General features: G+C 70.1%; 12 protein-coding genes. 4 read left to right on the forward strand and 8 right to left on the reverse strand.

The window, feature by feature from the left end:
* The first annotated feature begins 459 nt into the window (after nucleotides 1–459).
* Nucleotides 460–2811 (forward strand): DEAD/DEAH box helicase, encoded by a 2352-nt coding sequence (locus tag HMPREF3121_RS09390; protein ID WP_083291594.1) that lies wholly within the window; start codon nucleotides 460–462, stop codon nucleotides 2809–2811.
* Nucleotides 2812–2982: 171 nt separating this feature from the next.
* Here the strand turns inward: HMPREF3121_RS09390 and HMPREF3121_RS09395 are convergent, their stop codons facing one another.
* The 8 genes from HMPREF3121_RS09395 to putP all read right to left on the reverse strand — a co-directional run bounded on the left by HMPREF3121_RS09395 (nucleotide 2983) and on the right by putP (nucleotide 14559).
* Nucleotides 2983–4371: an ABC transporter permease gene (locus HMPREF3121_RS09395; RefSeq protein WP_070522703.1), complete on the reverse strand. Its 1389-nt coding sequence runs from the start codon at nucleotides 4369–4371 to the stop codon at nucleotides 2983–2985.
* Nucleotides 4361–5083: an ABC transporter ATP-binding protein gene (locus tag HMPREF3121_RS09400; protein WP_070522865.1), complete on the reverse strand. Its 723-nt coding sequence runs from the start codon at nucleotides 5081–5083 to the stop codon at nucleotides 4361–4363. The genes HMPREF3121_RS09395 and HMPREF3121_RS09400 overlap by 11 nt, the downstream gene beginning before the upstream one ends.
* A gap of 11 nt (nucleotides 5084–5094) precedes the next feature.
* Nucleotides 5095–6186: an efflux RND transporter periplasmic adaptor subunit gene (locus tag HMPREF3121_RS09405; RefSeq protein WP_070522706.1), complete on the reverse strand. Its 1092-nt coding sequence runs from the start codon at nucleotides 6184–6186 to the stop codon at nucleotides 5095–5097.
* A 364-nt stretch (nucleotides 6187–6550) separates the two neighbouring features.
* On the reverse strand, nucleotides 6551–7138 hold the full coding sequence (locus tag HMPREF3121_RS09410; RefSeq protein WP_141743056.1) for a hypothetical protein: 588 nt from the start codon (nucleotides 7136–7138) through the stop codon (nucleotides 6551–6553).
* Between the two features lie 264 nt (nucleotides 7139–7402).
* Nucleotides 7403–11335 (reverse strand): proline dehydrogenase family protein, encoded by a 3933-nt coding sequence (locus HMPREF3121_RS09415; RefSeq protein WP_070522710.1) that lies wholly within the window; start codon nucleotides 11333–11335, stop codon nucleotides 7403–7405.
* 235 nt (nucleotides 11336–11570) lie between these two features.
* A complete protein-coding gene (locus HMPREF3121_RS09420; RefSeq protein WP_070522713.1) occupies nucleotides 11571–12071 on the reverse strand; it encodes a DUF2269 domain-containing protein in 501 nt (166 codons plus the stop codon).
* Nucleotides 12072–12174: 103 nt separating this feature from the next.
* On the reverse strand, nucleotides 12175–12714 hold the full coding sequence (locus HMPREF3121_RS09425; protein ID WP_210387269.1) for an HNH endonuclease family protein: 540 nt from the start codon (nucleotides 12712–12714) through the stop codon (nucleotides 12175–12177).
* Between the two features lie 294 nt (nucleotides 12715–13008).
* Nucleotides 13009–14559 carry a sodium/proline symporter PutP gene (gene putP / locus HMPREF3121_RS09430; RefSeq protein ID WP_070522716.1) on the reverse strand — a complete coding sequence of 517 codons (1551 nt, stop codon included), beginning with the start codon at nucleotides 14557–14559 and terminating at the stop codon, nucleotides 13009–13011.
* Nucleotides 14560–14879: 320 nt separating this feature from the next.
* Here putP and HMPREF3121_RS09435 point away from each other — a divergent pair, with 320 nt between their 5' ends.
* From HMPREF3121_RS09435 to HMPREF3121_RS09445, 3 genes are all read left to right on the forward strand, one after another.
* Complete coding sequence (locus HMPREF3121_RS09435) at nucleotides 14880–18035, forward strand: DEAD/DEAH box helicase (RefSeq protein ID WP_070522719.1); 3156 nt, start codon at nucleotides 14880–14882, stop codon at nucleotides 18033–18035.
* Nucleotides 18022–19062 (forward strand): hypothetical protein, encoded by a 1041-nt coding sequence (locus HMPREF3121_RS09440; RefSeq protein WP_070522722.1) that lies wholly within the window; start codon nucleotides 18022–18024, stop codon nucleotides 19060–19062. The genes HMPREF3121_RS09435 and HMPREF3121_RS09440 overlap by 14 nt, the downstream gene beginning before the upstream one ends.
* Nucleotides 19063–19180: 118 nt before the next feature.
* Nucleotides 19181–20389: a metallophosphoesterase family protein gene (locus HMPREF3121_RS09445; RefSeq protein ID WP_246816127.1), complete on the forward strand. Its 1209-nt coding sequence runs from the start codon at nucleotides 19181–19183 to the stop codon at nucleotides 20387–20389.
* Nucleotides 20390–20394: the final 5 nt, after the last annotated feature.

Consider the following 20394-nt stretch of genomic DNA (forward strand, 5'->3'; position numbering starts at 1 on the left):
GTGCACACTCGTCAGATGTGCAGCCCCCGGCCACCGCGTGAGCGCCGACCATGGTCGCCGTCGAAGTGACCTCCGCCACCGTTGGGTCGAGTTAATCGCGTTTTGGCATGTAGAACGGGTAACGTGGCTCGGGCAATGAGCACAACCGATGACGGTGCCGGCGACGCGAATACGCCGGAGAACAACGACGAATCGGTATCCACGGATAGCTCGCACGACAGCGCACCCCTCACCCTCGACGACGTCCTCAACGCGTCGACGGACGATGGTGCGCAGGTCAGCAGGGATATGAGCGCCACCGCGGACACTGACGATGGGCGGGCCGACACGGCCCACGAAGACAATTTGACTGCAGAGCACGCGGCGAACGAGACCGCGGACGAGACGGCCGGACGGGCCGCACACGAGGCCCCTCAGGGCCGGGAAGACGCCCCGACGGGCGATGAGATGGGTACGACAATGGGAAATAACGACAACACGGGCGCCGAAAAGACCGACGTGATCCGCGATGAGCAGGGAGCGGAACTGAACGGCGACACCGCGGAGCAGAGCGCCGCGGAAGAGAACACCGCAGAGAACGCCGTCGAGAACACGGCCGAAGAGAACGTCGCCGAGAACCCGGCCGACGAGCAGGGCGAGCAGCAGGCCTCCGAAGACCAGGCCACCGACAACGCCGCCGAGAACACGGCCGTCGAGAACACCGCCGACGACGTGGAGACGCCGAAGGGCGACAAGGCGGACGTCGCAAAGCAAAACAAGCATGACGACGACGCCGACGGCGAAGAAGGCCCCGGCTTCGACGAACTCGACCTGCCCGACGAAGTCGTCGACGCCGTCGCGAAGGTCGGCTTCGAATCCCCGTCGCCCATCCAGGCCGCGACGATCCCGACCCTGATGTCCGGCCGCGACGTCGTCGGCCTCGCGCAGACCGGCACCGGCAAGACCGCCGCCTTCGCCCTGCCGGTCCTCGCCCGCATCGACCGAACCGTCCGCGCCCCGCAGGCCCTGGTCCTCGCACCCACCCGCGAACTCGCGCTGCAGGTCGCCGACTCCTTCCAATCCTTCGCCGACCACCTCGGCGGCATCTCCGTCCTGCCGATCTACGGCGGCCAGTCCTACGGCATCCAGCTGTCCGGCCTGCGCCGCGGCGCCCAGATCATCGTCGGCACCCCCGGCCGAGTCATCGACCACCTGGAAAAGGGCTCGCTGGACATCTCCGACCTGCGCTTCCTGGTGCTCGACGAGGCCGACGAAATGCTCAACATGGGCTTCCAGGAAGACGTCGAACGCATCCTCGCCGACACCCCGGACGACAAGCAGGTCGCACTGTTCTCGGCGACCATGCCGGCCGCGATCCGCCGCCTGTCCAAGCAATACCTGGACGAGCCGCAGGAAATCACCGTCAAGTCGCAGACCCGCACCGCGGACAACATCCGCCAGCGGTTCCTCATGACCGCCCACCGCAACAAACTCGACGCGCTGACCCGCGTGCTGGAGGTCGAGGAATTCGAGGCGATGATCGTCTTCGTGCGCACCAAGCACGAAACCGAGGAACTCGCCGAAAAGCTGCGCGCCCGCGGCTTCACCGCCGCCGCCATCAACGGCGACATCGCGCAGAACCAGCGCGAACGCACCATCGACCAGCTCAAGTCCGGCCGCCTCGACATCCTCGTGGCCACCGACGTCGCCGCCCGCGGCCTCGACGTCGACCGCATCAGCCACGTCGTCAACTTCGACATCCCCCACGACACCGAGTCCTACGTCCACCGCATCGGCCGCACCGGCCGCGCCGGACGCTCCGGCGAGGCGCTGCTGTTCGTCACCCCCCGCGAGGGCCGCCTGCTGCGTGCCATCGAACGGGCCACGAAGTCGTCGCTGCACGAAATGCAGCTGCCGTCCGTCGACGAGGTCAACGACTCGCGCAAGTCGAAGTTCATGGACGCCATCACCGAAGCGCTCGCCGACGACCAGGTGCCCGTGTTCCGCGAGCTCATCCAGGCCTACGCCGACGAGCACGACACCCCGCTCGTCGACATCGCCGCCGCCCTGGCCGCGCAGTCGCAGAACGGCGACTTCCTGATGAAGGAACCGCCCCGCCGCAAGCGCGACGGCCGGGGCCGCTTCGACGAGGACCGCCGCGGCCGAGGCCAGCGCGACCGCCGCAGCGAGCACGCGGCCCGCCGCGCCGAGCGCGCCGAGTTCACCCGCGAGGGCATGACCAAGTTCCGCATCAGCGTCGGCCGCCGCCAGCACGTGCGCCCCGGCGCGATCGTCGGCGCCATCGCCAACGAGGGTGGCCTGACGTCGAAGGACTTCGGCCACATCGACATCCGCGGCGACCACACCCTGGTGGAGCTGCCGGCGAACATGCCGCAGGAGGTCTTCGACAACCTGAAGGACACCCGAATCTCGGGCCAGCTCATCCACCTCACCCCGGACGACGGCACCAACGTCGACGACGGGTCCTTCGCCTACGACGACCGCGACGACCGCGGTGGTCGAGGCGGCCGAGGTGGCCGGGGCGGATTCCGCGGCGGGCGCGGGGGAGACCGTGGCGGGCGCGGTGGTTACCGCGGTGGCCGCGGGCGTGGCGATGACGATCGGGGCGGCCGTGGTGGTCGCGGCGGTTACCGTGGTGGCCGAGACGACGATGAGCGTGGTGGCCGTGGCGGACGGGGCGGCTGGGACCGCGACGACCGTGGTGGCCGTGGTGGTCGCGGCGGATACCGCGGTGGCCGGGACGACCGTGGTGGTCGCGGCGGTTACCGTGGCGGCCGAGACGATCGCGGCGGCCGCGGCAGCTGGGACTAGGCGCAAACCACGGGGTCCAAACCACGGGGGCGGTCGTTTTACGGCCTTAAACCACGGGGTCGGCACTGACCCCGTGGTTTAGACCCCGTGGTTTGGGGGAAGAGTGTTGGACCCCGTGGTTTAGACCCCGTGGTTTGGGGATACGGGGAGGGGGAGCGGGGGAGCGGCGCGTCAGAACCGGATCGCGTCGATGGGCTTGACCCGCACTGCGATTGTCGCGGGAATCACGCCGGCCAGCGCGCCGACCAGCGACGCGATGGCCACGCCCATGAACGCCGCGGTCAGGGGGTACGGCACGGCACCGAGTTCCATCGGCAATCCGAGCACGTCCTCGACGGGCATCTGCTTGACGGTGATGATCGACAGCACCACGCCGATCACGCCGGCGACGGTGGTGGCGACGACGGACTCGAGGAACACGGAGATGAAGATTCGCGCCGCCGACGCCCCCATCGCCCGCCGGATGCCGATTTCGCGGACGCGGTGGCCGACGGTGACGATCGACACGGTGAGCAGGCCGAGCGCACCGAGGGCGATGACGATGCCGCCGACGATGCCCAGAACCTTCGTGATCATCGAGTTCATCTGCTGGGTTTGCTCGACGTCCTGGTCGGCGGTGGTGGCGGTGACGTCCCAGCCGGTGCCGAGCAGGCCGCCCATCATGCTGGTCAGGGTGCGCCGCGCCTGCTGGGTGTCGTCGACCGGGGCGGTGACCAGCAGGTTGCGGGTGCCGATGGGGCCGGCGTACCCGGCGTACCTCAGGGTGTCGTAGGAGACGACGGCCAGGGGCGAATCCCAGGATCCGAGGTTGTTCATCACGCCGACGATGGTGAATTGCGTGCCGCCGGTTTCGCGGGCGGTGAACGTCGGGTGGTCGGCGAGGTTGGGGGAGCCGAGCTGTTCCCACAGCATTTCGTTGACGACGGTGGGGTTCATCAGGCGTTCGCCGTCGCCGTCCTGCAGTGTGCGGCCGTGGACGATGGTGCGGCGGTAGATGTCGAACCAGCCGGGGTCGACGCCGTGGATTTCCGGGTCGCCGGAGCTGAAGCACGTCGGGTCGATCATGGGGTCGCACTCGGGTGCGGCGGGGATGTTCACGGCGAGCGATTGCGTCCGCACGCGCGACCAGTGGGTCGACCCGACGCGGTCGACGGTGGCCAGGGCGGCGTCGGAGAAGGGGTCGTCGATGGTGCCGTCAGGCTTGACGACGTCCGGCTCATCGCCGGAGGAGCCCGCGTCCATGGGCGAGCCGAACATCATCCCCGTGGGATCGGTTCCGAAGCCGAAGTCGGCGCCGTCGACCGCATCGGCGGACCCCTGGTTCACCGTCACCGTCACGGTGCCGGGAATGCCGGTGAACTGGGCCTCGGACGCCTCGGCGGAGGAGGTGAGGAGGTTGCTCAACGCGATGACGGTCGACATCGCCCACACGGCGGCGGCGACGCTGACCAGGGACAACATGATGCGGTTGCGGTTGATGCGCAGTTCGTGCCACGCCTCCAGCAGCGCGCCGAGGTACGGCGTCAGCGACTGGGCCAGGGAACCGGGTTCACGATTCATCGTCGCCTCCGACCGGCAGATGGGGAGTCCGCAGCAGCGAATCGTCGTGAAGCGTGCCGTCGCGCAGTTCCACGATGCGATCCGCCCGCTCGGCGACCTCCAGGTCGTGGGTGATGACGAGCAACGCCGAATCGTTTTCCCGGGCGACCTCCTCGAGCAGGTCCATCACCACTGCACCCGTGTCCAGGTCGAGGGCGCCGGTCGGCTCATCGGCGAGGATCACCTTCGGCATCCGCACCAGCGCCCGGGCGATGGCCACCCGCTGCTGCTCGCCGCCGGACAGTCGGCCCGGCATCGCGTCGAGACGATCGCCCAGGCCCACCCGGTCGAGCATCTCCGCCGCCAACTCGCGGCGGCGCCAGAACTTCGGGCCCTTGTCGTACAACAGCGGAACCTCGACGTTGTCCAGCGCCGTACGCGACGGGAAGAGGTTGAACTGCTGGAAGACGAACCCGAAGGAATCGCCGCGCAGGGCCGCCCGCGAGGCGTCGTTGAGCGTCGACACGTCGGTGCCGTCGAAGGTGTACGTGCCGCCGTCGGGCAGATCGAGCATGCCGATGATGTTCAGCAACGTCGACTTGCCGCTGCCGGACTGGCCGATGATGCTCACGTGATCGCCCGGGGCGACGGCGAAATCGATGCCCCGGAGGATGGGCAACAGCTCGCCGTTGGGCAGCTCCACCGTGCGGGTGACCCCCGCCAGCTCCATCATCGCGGCCACCGTCAGTTCCCGGCCGGGGCGTCGTCGGCCCCGGAATCGGCGCCGGCATCGGCGTCTTCCTCTTCGTCGGCGCCGCCATCGGCGTCGTCGTAGGGCATGACGTCCGGGTCGCCGTCGTCGTCGCGCGAGACGGCGGGGACGAACATCAGCACTTCCTCGTCCTCGCGGAGGCCGCCCTTGATTTCGATGTTGGTGCCGTCGTTCGGCCCGAGCTGCACCTTGCGGCGCACCGGCTTCTGCGACGGATCCTCCGCCGGCAGATAGACGATGCCTTCGTTGAAACGGCCTTCGACGGCGGACACCGGCAGGGTGTTGACCTCTCCGGTGACGGCGCCGCCGATGGTCAGCGTGGCGGGAATGCCCTCGTAGACGGTTTGATCGTCGGGGATGTCGCAGCGGATCTGGGGCCCGCCGGCGCTCGCCGCGTCCTCGGCGGCCATCCCGGCGGCACCGCCGGAGGAGGTCTGTCCGACGGTGACGATCTTCACCTCGGTGCACAGGAACGGCCCCGGCCCGTCGGTGATGCTCAGCGAACCCGAGCGCAGCGCGTCGCCCATGGAGTACAGCTGGCCGGGCTTCGGCTGCGCCATCGCGTGGAACGAGTTCGGCGAGATCGTCCCGATCTCCTGGCCGACTTCGACGACTTGGCCGATGACCACGTCCATGCTCACGGTGCCGCCCGCCCGCGCCGGGATGTCCCGGTAGCTGACCTCGGGGGCGACGGCGGCGGCGTCTTCGTCATCGGTCGCCGCCGCAGCACCGGACGGCATCGTCGTCGACTTCACCTGGATCAGGCTGCGGCCCTGGTCGACCACCTGCCCCGACGACACGTACACCGCGGTGATCTCGCCGGACGCGGTCGCCCGGATCGGGGTGGGCGCGTCGCGCAGGATGGTCGCCGCCAGCTTCGCCTCATTGTTGATGGTGTTCTTCTCCAGCATCACCGTCGGCTGGGAGAAGTCGCCGTCGCCGACGAGCTGCGGCTCATCGCCGCCGGGGAAGAAGGCGATTTTCACCAGCGACAGCGTCGCCAGCGTCAGCAGCGCGTATTTGAAGGCCCGCAGGAGGCCCGCGCCTCGCTTCTTGTTCTTCATCGTGGGTGGTGTGTCCGTTCGGGAGGTGGGGGACGCGTCCGGGTGGTTCATCGGTGGTGGAACTGCACGGTCGCCACCCTGGGAATGCAGGCCCGGGTGGTGTGCAACAACAGGGAGATTAACACCGGGGATCGGCATTGCCCACGTTTATTTTGGTGATGAGTTTCACTTATTCCCGTTGTTGCGACGCCCGGCCTCCCGTCCGGCCTCCCGCCCGGCCTCCCGCGTCGCCGGATGCCCCGCCGGCCGGTGCCCACCTCACCGCGATTCTTCATCGGGACCGGGGCTTTTCCATGCTTGACGACGAACCGGCCCCCACCCGAAACAGGTGGGGGCCGGGGACGTCGTCAAGCAAAGAAGGCGACTACACGACCGTGAACTCGCCGTCGACGTACCGGTAGGTCACGTCGTCGAGCACGCCATCGCGGTCCTTCCAGCGAACCGTGATCGAGTCGGCGTCGGTCGCCGTGACGGACTCGACCCGGCCGGCGTCGGGGCCGAAGCTCGGGTCGGCCTCGAAGCCTTCGGGAACGGCCGCCGTGCCCAGGTACGCGCCGTCGTCCGGGCCGTAGAGCAGGACCGCCTGCGGCGAGGAACCCGTCGCGCCGGCCACCGTGATCACCTGCGCGGCCACCGCCCGGTCATCGGCACGGGCGATGGGGAAGTAGCCGTCGGCGACCCAGTCCTGGTCCGCCGAGACGCGGCCCTCCCGCTGGGCGGCGTCGATCGCGGCGTCCAGACGGGCCTGATCGGCCTGGTCGTCGGTGGGGCCGGTCTCGATCTGGGTCTGCGCCGGGGCCGGTGCCGGATCGGCCGGTTCCGCGCCGGCCGTCGGGGCGATGGCGCCGGCGGTCAGGGCCAGCGCCGCCGCAGCCGAAGCGGTGAGCGCCCGGACGCGGTGGCGACCGGTGGTGGTGTGACGGGTGTTGGTGCAGAGGTCGGGGTTGCTCATCGTGTTGACCAAGATGTCCTCTCCGATCCGCCGAAGAATATTGCGTCGGGGACAAGGCGGCGGACCTCGTCGACCGGGCGCCGGGGCACCGGTTGCCCGGGGTTTCCGGGCGCCCGATCAACGTGCGGGGCCCACGATCGTCGTGGAGACCGACGCAGGCAAGGCGATGTCGCGACGGTTGTCGCATCATCGCCGGAGCGTTATGGGTATGTGATGTGCTGCGCCGTGGGGCGTCGCGCCGCCGTCGGGGGACCGGGGAACCGGTTAGACGCGCAACGCCGCGCGCAGTCCCTCCTCGACGCCTTCGGACACGTGGCCGAAGCGGTGCAGTGACCACGAAATCGACTGCTCCCGCAGGTAGTGCAGCATCTCGTGGCGGCCGCTGCGCACCACCGGCGCCGGATCGAGCCACGACCCGTTGTCGGCCGCGGCCCGCAGCGCACCCTCGGGCACGGCGCCCAGACACCGCACCCGCGACGACGCCTCCGCCGCCACCCGCGAGGTGAAGTCCGCGTCATCTTCGACGACGACCTCGATCAACCCGTGTGCGGCCAACACCCGCAACGTGGCGGCGAACGGCGAATCGGGGCGACTCGGCGACGTTCCCGGCCGGGCACCGGCTTCGGCGTCGCCCATCACCGACGGTGCGACGGTGACCACCGGCACGGCCGCCCGGCGGGTGCCCGGGGCATCGACGCCCGCGCCGACCGCCTCCCGCGCGGCGGCCGCAGCCAACGCCGTCCGCGCCAACTGCACCGGGTTCGCACCCGGACCCACGCGCACGGTCGGCTGCGGGAGGGGACGGTAACGGAAGACGTTGGCCTCGCCGATCAACCCCGATTCGTCGCGGGCGACGCCGAACTCGGTGCCCCGCCAGTACGCATCCGATGCCGCGGCGTCCCGGAGATACTCGATCGCGCCGTCGATGAGGGCGGCGGTTTCCTCCCGGGTGTCGGCGGACCCGGCGGCACCCTCGCGCAGGGCATTGGCCAGGTCACGCAACACGGCGTTGACCCTGCGGCCGGGGCTGGCCTTCGGAATGGCCGACGACGCGACGTCGTGAAGCGTTCCCAGCTGCGCCACGTAGTTGGGGCCGCCCGCCTTCGTACCCGGACCGACCGACGACCCCTTCCACCCGCCGAAGGGCTGGCGGCGGACGATCGCGCCGGTGATGTGACGGTTGACGTAGGCGTTGCCCACCTCCACCTTCGACAGCCACGTGGCCACCTCGGAGGAATCGAGGGAGTGGATTCCGCCGGTCAAACCGAAATCGACGGCGTTCTGCCACTCGATGGCGGTGTCCAGATCCGGTGCGCGCATGATGCCGAGCACCGGGCCGAAACACTCCGTCATGTGGAACCACGAACCGGGGCGGACGTTGTCGCGGATGCCCGGCGACCAGATCGTGCCATCGTCATCGAGCGGGCGCGGGCGCACCAGCCACGATTCGCCGGGCTCCAGGGAGGTCAGGCCGCGGCGCAGTTTCTCGCCGGGCGGTTCCACCAGCGGGCCCATGTCCGTGGACAGGTCCCGGCCGTGGCCGACCTCGAGGGTGCGGGTGGCGTCGAGGATCTGCTCCAGCAGCCGCTCGGACTCGCCCGCGGCACCGACGAGGATCGCCAGAGAACCGGCAGAACACTTCTGGCCGGCGTGGCCGAACGCCGACGCCACGATGTCCGCCGCCGCCAGATCCGGGTCGGCGGCCGGGGTGACGATGATCGCGTTCTTACCGCTCGTCTCCGCCAGCACCGGCCGCTCGGGCCGCCACGTCCGGAACAGCGCCGCAGTCTCCGACGCGCCGGTGAGCACGACGGCGTCGACGTCGTCATGCGTGATCAGGTGCTTGCCCGCCGCGGCCTCGTCGGTGTTGGCCAGCTGAATCAAGTCGGGGTCGGCGCCGGCGTCGCGCAGCCCCTCGCGCAGCGCGGCGACGGCGATCTCCGCCACCCGCACCACCTGCGGCGCCGGTGACACGATCACCGCCGACCCCGCCGCCAGCGCCGCCACGATGCCGCCGACGGGAATGGCCACCGGGAAATTCCACGGCGGCGCGACGACCGTCACCCGATTGGGCGTCAGCGCCACGCCCGGTTCATCGGCCAGCGCCCTCGCCGACGCCGCGTAGTACCGGATGAAATCGATCGCCTCGCTGACCTCCGGGTCGGCCTCGGCCACCGTCTTGCCCGGCCCATGCACCGCCGCGGCGATGAGGCCGCCGCGTCGTGAAGCGAAACGCCGCGCGACGGTCTCCAGAACCGCCGCACGCCCGTGCTCGCCGAGGTCGGACCACCCCGCCTGGACGCTCGTGGCGCGATGGACCACGGCATCGACGTCGGCGACGTCGGTGATCAGCGGCGCCCGCGACGGACCCGGATCATGCGCCGGATCGACCAGCGCCTTCGCCCACTCGCGATTGGCGGGCAACGCGGGATCGGTGTCGGGCTCGTTGGCGAAATCCGCCGGCGACGCCGCCGTCCGGGCCGTCTCCGCGCGGGGAGTGGTCACCGTGCCCGGGGCCGCGTCGCGCGTGGTCGGCGGGCCCTCGACGCGGCGGTCCTGGGTGCGGCGCGGCTCGGCGAGGGTGGAGTCGCGCTCGGCGACGGCCTGCCGGAACCGCGCCTCCTGTCCCGACATCGGCGACTGGGGCGACGACGGCGCCGGACCATCGCCGCCGGCCCGCTCGGACTCGTCGACCGAGGTCATCGCGTGCAGGAAATTCTCCTCGGCGGCGTTTTCCTCCAGCCGGCGCACCAGGTAGCTCACCGCCACGTCGAAGCTGTCGGCGTCGACGACCGGGGTGTACAGGATCAGGCGGCCGACGTCGTCCTGGATCACCTTCTGCTGCGCCGGGGCCATGCCCTGCAGCATCTCGGCGTCGATCTGCTTCTCGACGCCGCGCGCCCGGGCCAGTTCCACCGCCGCCGCCATGGAAAAAAGGTTGTGGCTGGCGACGCCGACCCGCAGGCTGTCGGCGACATCGGGACGCAGCGCGCGATCGAGCAGTCGCAGGTAGTTGGCGTCCGTTTCCGCCTTCGTGGCGTACGGCGCGCGAACCCACCCGTGCGAGTCGGCGGTGACGGTCTCCATCGACAGGTTCGCGCCCTTGACCAGGCGAACCTTCACCGGGGCGCCGCCGCGGGCCGTGCGGGCGCGGGCGAAGTCGATGAGCCGATCCAGCGCCGCCACCGAATCCGGCAGATACGCCTGCAGCACGATGCCCGCCTCCAGGCCCAGGAACTCGTCCTCCGAAAGGATGCGCTCGAAGACCTCCAGCGTCAGATCGAGGTCGTGGTACTCCTCCATGTCCAGGTTGATGAACGGGGCAGCCGGCCGCGACGCCCGCCCCGGGGCGTCGACGGCGATGCGGTACAGCGGACGGAGCGTGCCGACGAGCCGGTCGACGCTGCCGTCGAAATCCCACGGATTGAGCTGCGAGACGACGCTCGACGCCTTCACCGACACGTAGTCGACCATCGGGTCGCGCAGCAGCGCCATCGTGTCCCGCAGGCGGCGTTCGGCCTCCTTCGCGCCGAGGACGGCCTCGCCGAGCAGGTTCAGATTCAGGCGACGGCCGCGGGCGCGGGCATCGGCGAGCAGCTCGTGCAGCGCCTCGCCGTCGGAGTCGAGGATCAGGTGCCCGACCAATTGCCGCATGCGGCGGCGGGCGATCGGCATGACCAGCCACGGGGCCTTCGGGGCGAGCAAGCCGCCGAGCTTCATCGCCGCGCGGTCGAGCGGGGACAAAAACGACGGGGTCTTCGTGCCGCGGGTCAGGCGCACGAGCTGGCGGGCGGCGGTGGCGTTGTCCTCCGGGCGGGCGACCTGGTCGACGAACGCCATCGTGTAGTCCACGCCCGCCGGATCGTGGACGAGCTTGGCCAGCTGCTCCGCCGCATGATCCGAGGCATCCTGGACCGGGCCATCGGCCTCGCCGTCGCCACCTGCGGCCGGGGAGGAGTCGCCCGCGGCGCGGGAGCGTCCGGTGACCTTCTCCGCTTCTGCGAGCCACCCCATCGCCCGCTCCACCGCGGCATCCACCAAATCCTCGAGGGGAGTCAGGGCCATGTCCGCCGCCCCGTGGCTGGACTGAGTCTCCTGAGCCTCCTGGGCCCCTTGAGTCCCGCGCCCGGCCGGGGTGCCCGGGCCGTCGTCGCGACCGTCGTCGTCGATCTGATGGCGGGCGTGCGTGGGGGCCATGGTTCCTCCTCGGGCGGGATCGGGCGGTCCCCGCGCCGGGCGGGTGCCCGTGCGGTGCGCGGGGAGGGGCGGCGGTGAATGCCGCTTCCTGTCCGCGACCCTACGTATTATTCCCACTGGGAAACAACCTGCGCCGACGCGGGGCGCACGGTCCCGGCAACGCGAAAACCGGCCGACGGAAATCCGTCGACCGGTCGTGCGCGGAGTGCGCGTGGTGCGCGAGGTGCGTGCGGACCTAGATGAAGAACATCAGCACGGCGGTGATCAGCCACAGGGCGCTGAAGATGCCGGAGAACATGGCCAGCTGGCCCTTGGCCTTGTCCCAGTCCAGCGCGGCGGCCTTCTCGGCGCGCTCGCGGAAGTCCGGGTCATCGGGCAGCTCGTCATCGCCGGCGACGCCGAGGCCGGCCAGCATGACCGACTGCTTCGGGGTGATGACGAAGTACAGCAGCGCCCACGCGATGATCGTGAGGGTGATCGAGGCGTGCAGGGCGCCCTGCTTGATGTAGTTCTCGATGTCGGTGAACATGACGCCGAAGCCCAGCAGCGGCACGGCCAGCGAGAACAGGCCGTAGGTGCGGGTGACGGCGTGCATGGTGCGGGCGGCGCCGACGGTGCCGGCTTCACCGCCGCGGGCGGCGAGGGCGAGGCGGGGGAACATCGAGATGGCGACGGTGACCGGGCCGATCAGCAGGATCGCCGCGACGACGTGGGCGATGAGGACGACGTTGTTCACGTAGTGCCTTTCAGGTGGCGGATGTGGGCTGGTTCATGGGGAAACCGCCGGGTCGGGCGGGTTTCCCATCGGGGCGCCATGTTAGCCGACGGGGTCGGACGGCTCAGCGGACGGTGATGCCGCAGGCGTCGGCCATAGCCTCCCAGTCGGCGATCGACACCGCCAGCCGCCAAGCGACGGCGACGCGGAGGTAGCGGGCCGAATAGTCGCAGCGCAGGTCGCGGTTGGGCGGCAGCCACTCCGCCGGCGTGAGGTCCGACTTCGCCCGGTTGACGCCGGAGGCGACGGGCACGAGGTTGCGCTCCGCGTCGTTGGCGAAGGCGCGGCGGGTGCGGGCGTCCCACCGGTGCGCCCCGAAATCCCACGCGGCGGCGAGGGGATAGACGTGATCGATGTCCGCGCCCTCTGCCGTGAGGTCGTCGCCGGTGTAGGGGTCGGCGATGATCGTGGCGCGGTTGCCGTCGCCGGTGCCGAACCACTCCGCGAGAACCGCGTCGCGGGTGTCGCCGGTGCCGGTGCCTGTGCCAGTGCCTGCGTCCGGGCCTGCGCCGGCCGGCGCCCAACCGCCGAAAAGCGACCGGTCGTAGCCGAGGACCGTCACCCGCTCGGGGACGACGCGGACGGTGGCGAGCAGTTCGGCCACTTCGGTACGCCGCCCGTCCCGACCACCCGCGCCATCGTCCGCGACGCCGCAGGCCACGGTGCACCCCAGGGGCAGGGCGATGAAAACCGCGACGAGGCGTCGTAAAGCAAAGAAGGGGAGGGGGCTGCCGCACGCCGTCGGGGCGCGGGAAACGACACGGTTGCGAAGGGGCGCGAAAACGCGAAAAAGGCGGGTCACGTCTCATTCGACGCGACCCGCCCTCAAACGGTTCCGTTCAATTTCCCTCCCCACCCGGATGGGGTGGGACGGGGCGGCAACCGGCGGAAACCGGGTTTAGACCGTGGTGCCGGCCGGGGCGGCGGGCTTGGCGGCCTCGGCGGCGGCACGGTCGAACTCCTCGACGATGTGCGGAGCCGGAGCCTTCGTCAGCAGGGACACCGCGACCATCGCGATGGCGGAGGCCAACACGCCCGGCACGATCTCGTACAGGGTGTCCGTCAGCGGGCTCATGCCCCACGCGAACGACGTGATGGCACCGACGATGATGCCCGCCGCGGCACCCGGCACGTTCAGGCGACGCCAGTACAGCGACGCCACGATGACCGGGCCGAACGCCGAACCGAAACCGGCCCACGCGAAACCGACCAGCGACAGGATCGACGAATTCGGGTTCGCCGCGATGATGCCGGCGACGACCGCGACGCCGGCCACCGCGATGCGCGACGCCATCATCGACGTCGAGGACCGCAGATTCTTGTTCACGACGCCGCGGTACAGGTCCTCGATCAACGCCGAGGACGACACCAGCAGCTGCGACGAAATGGTCGACATGATCGCCGCCAGCACCGCGGTGAGGATCAAACCGGCGATCAGCGGGTGGAAGATGACGCGGGTCAGGTCCAGGAAGATCGTCTCGTACGACTCCGTGTCCGTGATCGACGCGTCGGGGTTGCGCGCGAAGAACACGGTGGAGACGATCGCGACCAGCGTCGTGCCGAGCATGCACAGCACCTGCCAGGTCACGCCGTAGCGACGACCGGCGACGGCGTCGGCCGGGGAACGCAGCGCCATGAAACGCACGATGATGTGCGGCTGGCCGAAGTAGCCCAGACCCCAGGCGAACAGGCCGATCGCGGTGATCAGCGGCACGCCGGTGAACGGGTTGAAGAAGTCCTCGACCGGGGTGCCGTCGCTGCCCGGGTAGGGGTTCTCGGCGGCGAAGGAGAACAGGTCCGAGACCGGCTCGCCCTCGCCGGTGAGCACGAACATGGCGACGATGGGCACGGCGATCAGCGACAGGAACATGATGACGCCCTGCACGGCGTCGGTGTACGACACCGCCAGGAAACCGCCGAACAGGGTGTAGAGCACGGTCACGCCGGAGACCAGCAGCAGGCCGACCATGTAGTCGCCGCCGAAGGTGGACTCCCAGTAGCGGCCGCCGGCGACCATGCCGGAGGACACGTAGAAGGTGAAGAAGATCAGGATGATGATGCCGGAGGCGACGCGCAAGATGCTCGTCGAGTCCTCGAGGCGGTTTTCCAGGAACGACGGGATGGTGATCGAGTTCTTGGCCACCTTGGAGTAGCTGCGCAGGCGCGGGGCGGTGAGCTTCCAGTTGGCCCACGCGCCGACGCACAGGCCGATGGCGATCCACGTCTGGTTGAGGCCGGACAGGTAGATCGCGCCGGGCAGGCCCATCAGCAGCCAGCCGGACATGTCGGACGCGCCGGCGGACAGTGCCGCGACGAACGGGTGCAGGCCGCGGCCGGCGAGCATGTAGTCGTCGTATTCCGTGGTCTTACGGTAGGCCGTGAAGCCGATGTAGAGCATCAGGGCCAGGTAGATGACGATGGCTATGAGATACCAAGTCGTCGTTTCCAAGTGGGTCCACTCCTTCAGGTGTGGGAAATCATGTCTACGTGCGTAAAAGTGACTAAACGACGTTTTCACGTTCCCGCCGGGGCGCGCAAAACGGTGACCTGGGTTTTTCCGGTCGGGCGCGCTTTTTTGAACCTTAATGTGACCTGTGAGCGGCGGGGATAACGAATTCGTAACAATGTGGGTTCGGCGATTCTGATCGCCCTGTTGCGCGGGGTGGTTCCGGGGCCTGTCGGGGTGGAGGCGCGGGTGCCCGAGCGGGTTCGGAGTCGGTGTTCGAACGCGCGGCTGGGGCGATCCGGGGCGGGTGGCATGATCGGGGCATGTCTTCGACCACCCATCTGCTCCACGGTTTGTGGCTGCCCGGTTCCGGGTTGAATCTGTGGCTGGAGCGGGTCGAGGGGCATCGGGTGTTGGGGGCGCTTGACGACGCCTCCCGGGAGGCGCTGCCGGCTGCGGCGCTGGCCGCGCTGTCGTCGGTGCCCAGGGGGCGACCCGAGGTGGAGCTGCGCACGCCCAAGGGCAGGACCGTGCGGCACGTGTTGCCGACGTGGGCGTTCGTGCCGGAGCGTGCGGTGACGGTGCTGGAGTCGTTGCGCGGCGACGTCGACGATGTCGCCATCGCCGCGGATCTGCGTTTCCTCGTTCGGGTGCAGGAGTCGTTGGAGCGGTGGGCGCGCGCCGGGCGTGCGTTGGTGGCGGTGACGTGGGAGGACGGCCAGTGGTGGCCGCAGTGGAGGTTGCCGGACGGGTTGAAGGAGACGTCGTGGCGGGCGCAGGTGGCCCAGCGCACTCCGCCGGTGCTCATGGTCAACGGTGGCGGCGGGATGCTCGACGATCTGGTCGGCCGGTTGTTCCACTGGACGGTCAATGCCCTGTTGTCCGATCTGCCGGAGCCGCCGAAGGGGCGGCAGGCGTTCGTGCGGGCGCTGTTGGATTCGGAGCCGTTGCGGCGGGCCACGCCGGACGTGGCCACGGATCTGGCGCAGTGGCGGGCGTCGGCGACGGGCGAGGACGTCCGGCTGCTGCTGGTGCTCGAGGAGCCGGAGGATTTCGACGATCCGGATCATGGCCGCGTCATCGACATCGTCAAGCGCCGGGGGCGAAGCGGCGCCGAGGGGGAGGGGGCCGACGGTGCCGCCGAGCCCCTGTGGTGGCCGTTGCGCATGCATTACCGCATCGGCGTCGATGCCCCCGAGCGGCTTGACCCGGCGATGTGCCGGGGCTCGGTGCTCACCCAGCTGCGTCCGCAGTTGGAGGTGGCCCAGCACGCCTTTCCGGTGTTCCGCGACGCGATGTCGGACGGCGATGGCCTGGACCTGTTGCTGAGTCCGGAGCAGGTCGTGGAGTTGGTGGCCCGGGGCGTCGATGCGCTGCGCGACGTCGGCATCGCGGTGATGCTGCCGCGCTCGTGGGTCGCCGCCGAGCCGACGCTGCGCCTGGAGGTCGATCCGCGGGAGATGCAGCCGGTCGGGTCGGTGCGCGGGGCGACGGAGTCGCGCGTCGGTTTCGACCAGATCGTGGATTACACGTGGCGGCTGACCCTCGGCGACGAGGTGTTGTCCGACGATGACATCCGTCGCCTGTCCGAATCGGGTTCGGGGTTGGTCAAGCTGCGCGACACCTGGGTCGCCGCCGATCCCGTTGCGACGCGCAAGGCGCTGAAGTTCCTCGAGGAGCAGACGAAGGCCGGCGAGGCCACGGGGAAGGGCTCGGCGGCGCTGAAGGAGCTCCACTTCTCCGAAGGGGCCGTGTCGCAGGCGCCGGTGCCGGTCGACGTCGACGCCCGCGGGTGGGCGCGGTCGCTGTACGGGGCGGGCGGCGAGGACCACGTCGCCGATGCGGCCGGGAAAGCCGGGGACGACGGGGAGGGCGAGAGCATCGCCGACGGCGCGTTCCAACGTCCGCGGGTGCCCACCCCGAGGGGTTTCGTCGGACAGCTGCGCGAATACCAGCGGCGCGGCCTGGATTGGCTGGCGTGGATGTCGGATGTCGGATTCGGCGTGATCCTCGCCGACGACATGGGTCTGGGCAAGACGGTGCAGATCCTCGCGTTGCTGCTGCATGAGAAGGAAACCCGCCTCTCCGCGGAGTCCGGCTGTCTGCGGGATGGGGAAGACGTCGTCAAGCACTGGCCGACGCTGCTGGTGGCGCCCCTGTCCGTGGTGTCGAACTGGGCGAACGAGGCTCGGAAGTTCGCGCCGGGCTTGAAGGTGGAGGTGCTGCACGGCGGCAATCGGCCGCGCGGGGAGGAGCTCAAGCGCGTCGCGGAGAATGCGGATCTGGTGGTGACCACCTACGGCATCGTCGCCCGCGACCCCGGCGAATGGGCGGCGGTGGAGTGGGATCACGTCATCCTCGACGAGGCGCAGGCCGTGAAGAACCCCAACACCGCGGCGGCCAAGGCGGTTCGGCTGCTGCCCGCGCGGCAGCGGATCGCGTTGACGGGCACGCCGGTGGAGAACAACCTCGGCGAGCTGCGGGCGATCATGGATTTCTGCAACCGCAACATCCTCGGTTCGGCGCGGTCGTTCCGGTCGCGGTTCGCCGCCCCCATCGAACGTGACGGCGACGTCGAGGTGGCCGCCGAGCTGCGGGCGATCACGGCTCCGTTCATTCTGCGGCGCATGAAGACCGACTCCGGCATCCTCGACGACCTGCCGGAGAAGGACGAGTCCGTCATTCTCGTGCCGCTGACCGCCGAGCAGGCCCTGCTGTACAAGGGGTGGGTCGAGGATCTCGAGCGCGAGGTCGAGGCGGCGAAGGGGATGAAGCGGCGGGCGCTGGTGTTGCAGGGCATCACCAAGCTCAAGCAGATCTGCAACCATCCGGCGCATTTCCAGTCCGACGGGTCGCCGCTGCTCAACCGCGGCCGGCACCGGTCGGGCAAGGTCGCGGAGCTGGAGCGCATCGTCGACCAGGCGGTGCTTGCCGACGAGCGCGTCCTGGTGTTCACCCAGTACACGGCGTTCGGCCGGATGCTGCAGCCGTGGCTGTCCGAGCGGCTGGGCCGCGAGATTCCGTTCCTGCATGGCGGGGTGTCGCGGGCGGAGCGGGCGCGGATGGTCGACGAGTTCAACCACGAGGATGGAGCGCCGGTGATGGTGCTGAGCCTGAAGGCCGGTGGCACGGGCCTGAACCTCACGGCCGCCAACCATGTGGTGCACGTCGACCGTTGGTGGAATCCGGCGGTGGAGGACCAGGCGACCGACCGCGCCTACCGCATCGGCCAGCGGCGGGATGTGCGCGTGCACAAGCTGGTGGCCAAGGGCACGATCGAGGAACGCATCGACCAGGTCATCGCGGGCAAGGTCGATTTGGCGCGGGCGGTCATGCCGACGGGCGAGGTGTGGCTGACCGAGCTCGGGCTCGATGAGCTGCATCGCCTGTGGAGGCTCGACGACGCCCGATCGCGCGAGGCCGAGCGGGCGGCCCGGGCCGGGCACGTGAAGGAGGAGGATCGGGATGGCCGGCGGTGATGTGACGTGGGGCGACAACGTCATCTACGCGAACTTCGGTGACGGTAGCGCCCGTGGCAGGGGACGGCGCGCCGCCCGGGGGACGTCGTCGCGGAAGGGGGCGACGGGTCGTCGTGCGGTTCGGGACGCCTCCCGGGCGCCGCGCACCCCGGTGGCCCGGCGCCTCTGGGAGTCCGTGGCCGACGCCACCGACGACGGGCGGCTGGAGCGCGGCCTGGCGTACCACCGCGACGGCAACGTGCTCGGCTTCCGGATGGTCGACGGGCAGGTCGTCGGAGAGGTGAAGGGCAGCCAGCCGGCGCCGTTTACCGTGGTGGTCAAACTGCCGTACCGCGACGCCGACGCGGCCGACGCGGTGTTGCGGTGGCTCGCGGACACCGATGGGGCCGCGGACGCCTTCGCCCGCGGGGAGTTGCCGGACAAGCGGCTCGATGAATTGCTCGTGGCCGACGACGAAGAGCCGGCGCCGCGATGTTCGTGCCCCGACCCGCATCCGGCGTGCAAGCACGTCGTCGCGGTGATGGCCGCCGCGGCGCAGGCCCTCGACGCCGAGCCGCTGAACGCGTTGGAGCTGCGCGGCGTCGGCGGGCACGAGGCCAAGCACCGGCTGGCGGCGATGGCCGCCGACGCTGCGGCGAAGAAGTCGGCGCGGCGCACCGGCCGCGATGCCGACGGCGGGCCCGCCCGCCCCGTGCGCCGACCGACCGGGCCGGGGGCCCACGATGCGGTGCTCGAACTGGTGGAACGGGACTTCTGGGGCAATGACCTGCCCGCGATCGAGGTGCCTGCGCCCGAACCGATGGTCGTGCTCCGCGACACCGACCCGACGCTGCTGCATGCGGCGCTGCGGTCGACCACGGTGCTGTCGGTGGAGACCCTGCGCGCGGTGTCGGATCTGGAGGATTGCTGGGATCATCTGCTGTCGCCGCCGTCGTTCGATGATGCCGACGCCGATGGTGGGGCCGGCGGTCCCCGTGGCGGCGATGACGATGGTGTCGTCGCAGCGTCGTTCGACGACGAGGAATGACCTGAAATGGTCGGGGAAGGGGACGGAACTTCCCGAAGTGACGCTCGGGTGAACCGATGTTCGAATGGGGATGGGCGTCGGCGGGCGGTGATCCGGGGCCTCTGATAAGACTCTGAACATGGATGAGCAGCGGGATTGGCGGTCGGAGGGCGGACACGGCGACGTGCCGGAGGGGGCGGTGCGCTTCCTGCACACGTCGGACTGGCAACTGGGCATGACCCGGTGGTTCCTCAAGGAAGGCGACGGGGAGGCGCAGGCCAGGTACTCGGCCGACCGTCTCGAGGCCGTGCGGCGCATCGGGCGGCTCGCGCAAGAGCGGGGCGCCGAGTTCATCGTCGTCGCCGGCGACGTCTTCGAGTCGAACACGCTGCCCGAACGCGACTTCCAGCGCTCGCTCGACGCCATCCGCGAACTTCCCGTGCCCGTGTACCTGCTGCCCGGAAACCACGACGCGCTCGATGCGACGTCGGTCTACCACCGGCGGGTGTTCGACGAAGTCGCCCAGAAGGGCGTGCACGTCCTGCGCGATTCGGAACCCGTGGAGGTCCGCCCCGGCGTGGAGATCGTCGGCGCGCCCCTGACCAGCCGGGTTCCCGACGTCGACCTCCTCGCGGAGGCTCTGGAGGACCTCGAGCCCACCGGCGGCGTGCGCGTCGCCGTCGCCCACGGCCAGGTCGCCGGGTTCGGTGCGGAGGTCGGGGAAACCCTGTCGCTGGAGGCGATTGCGGCGGCCGTCGACAAGCGCGCCGTGCATTACGTCGCGGTGGGCGACTCGCACTCGGCGCAGCAGCTCGACGACGACGGGCGCGTGTGGTTCTCCGGATCGCCGGAAACCACCGACTACGACGACAAGGAGAAGAACTCCGGCACCATGCTCGTCGTCGACGCGTGGCCCGACCGGGCGCCGCTGGTGGAGGCCGTGCACATCGGCCAGTGGCATTTCCGGGCCATGGACCGAGACATCGCCGACGTCGAGGATGCGCGGGCCTGGCTCGACGAGCTGCGGATGCTCAACGACAAGTCGCGCACCTGCGTGAAGTACTCGCTGCGCGGCACCCTCAACCTCGTCGCCGACGCCGAGCTGAAGCGGGGACTGCGCGAGATCGAGCCGTCGTTCGCCGCCCTGTACCGGCGGGCCAGCGGCTCCGAAATCACCGTGGTACCGGAGGACGGCGACATCGGCGCGCTGGGAGTCAACGGCTTCCCGCTCGACGCCGCCGAACGGCTGAAGACAAGGACGGCGGACCCGGCGGTGGCCGAGGAAGACCGTCGGACCGCCGCCGACGCGCTGGCGCTGCTCGCGCGCCTGGCCGGAACCGGGAAGTAGGGGAG

Source organism: Corynebacterium sp. HMSC11E11, from assembly GCF_001807025.1.
GTDB classification, from domain to species: Bacteria; Actinomycetota; Actinomycetes; order Mycobacteriales; family Mycobacteriaceae; genus Corynebacterium; species Corynebacterium freneyi.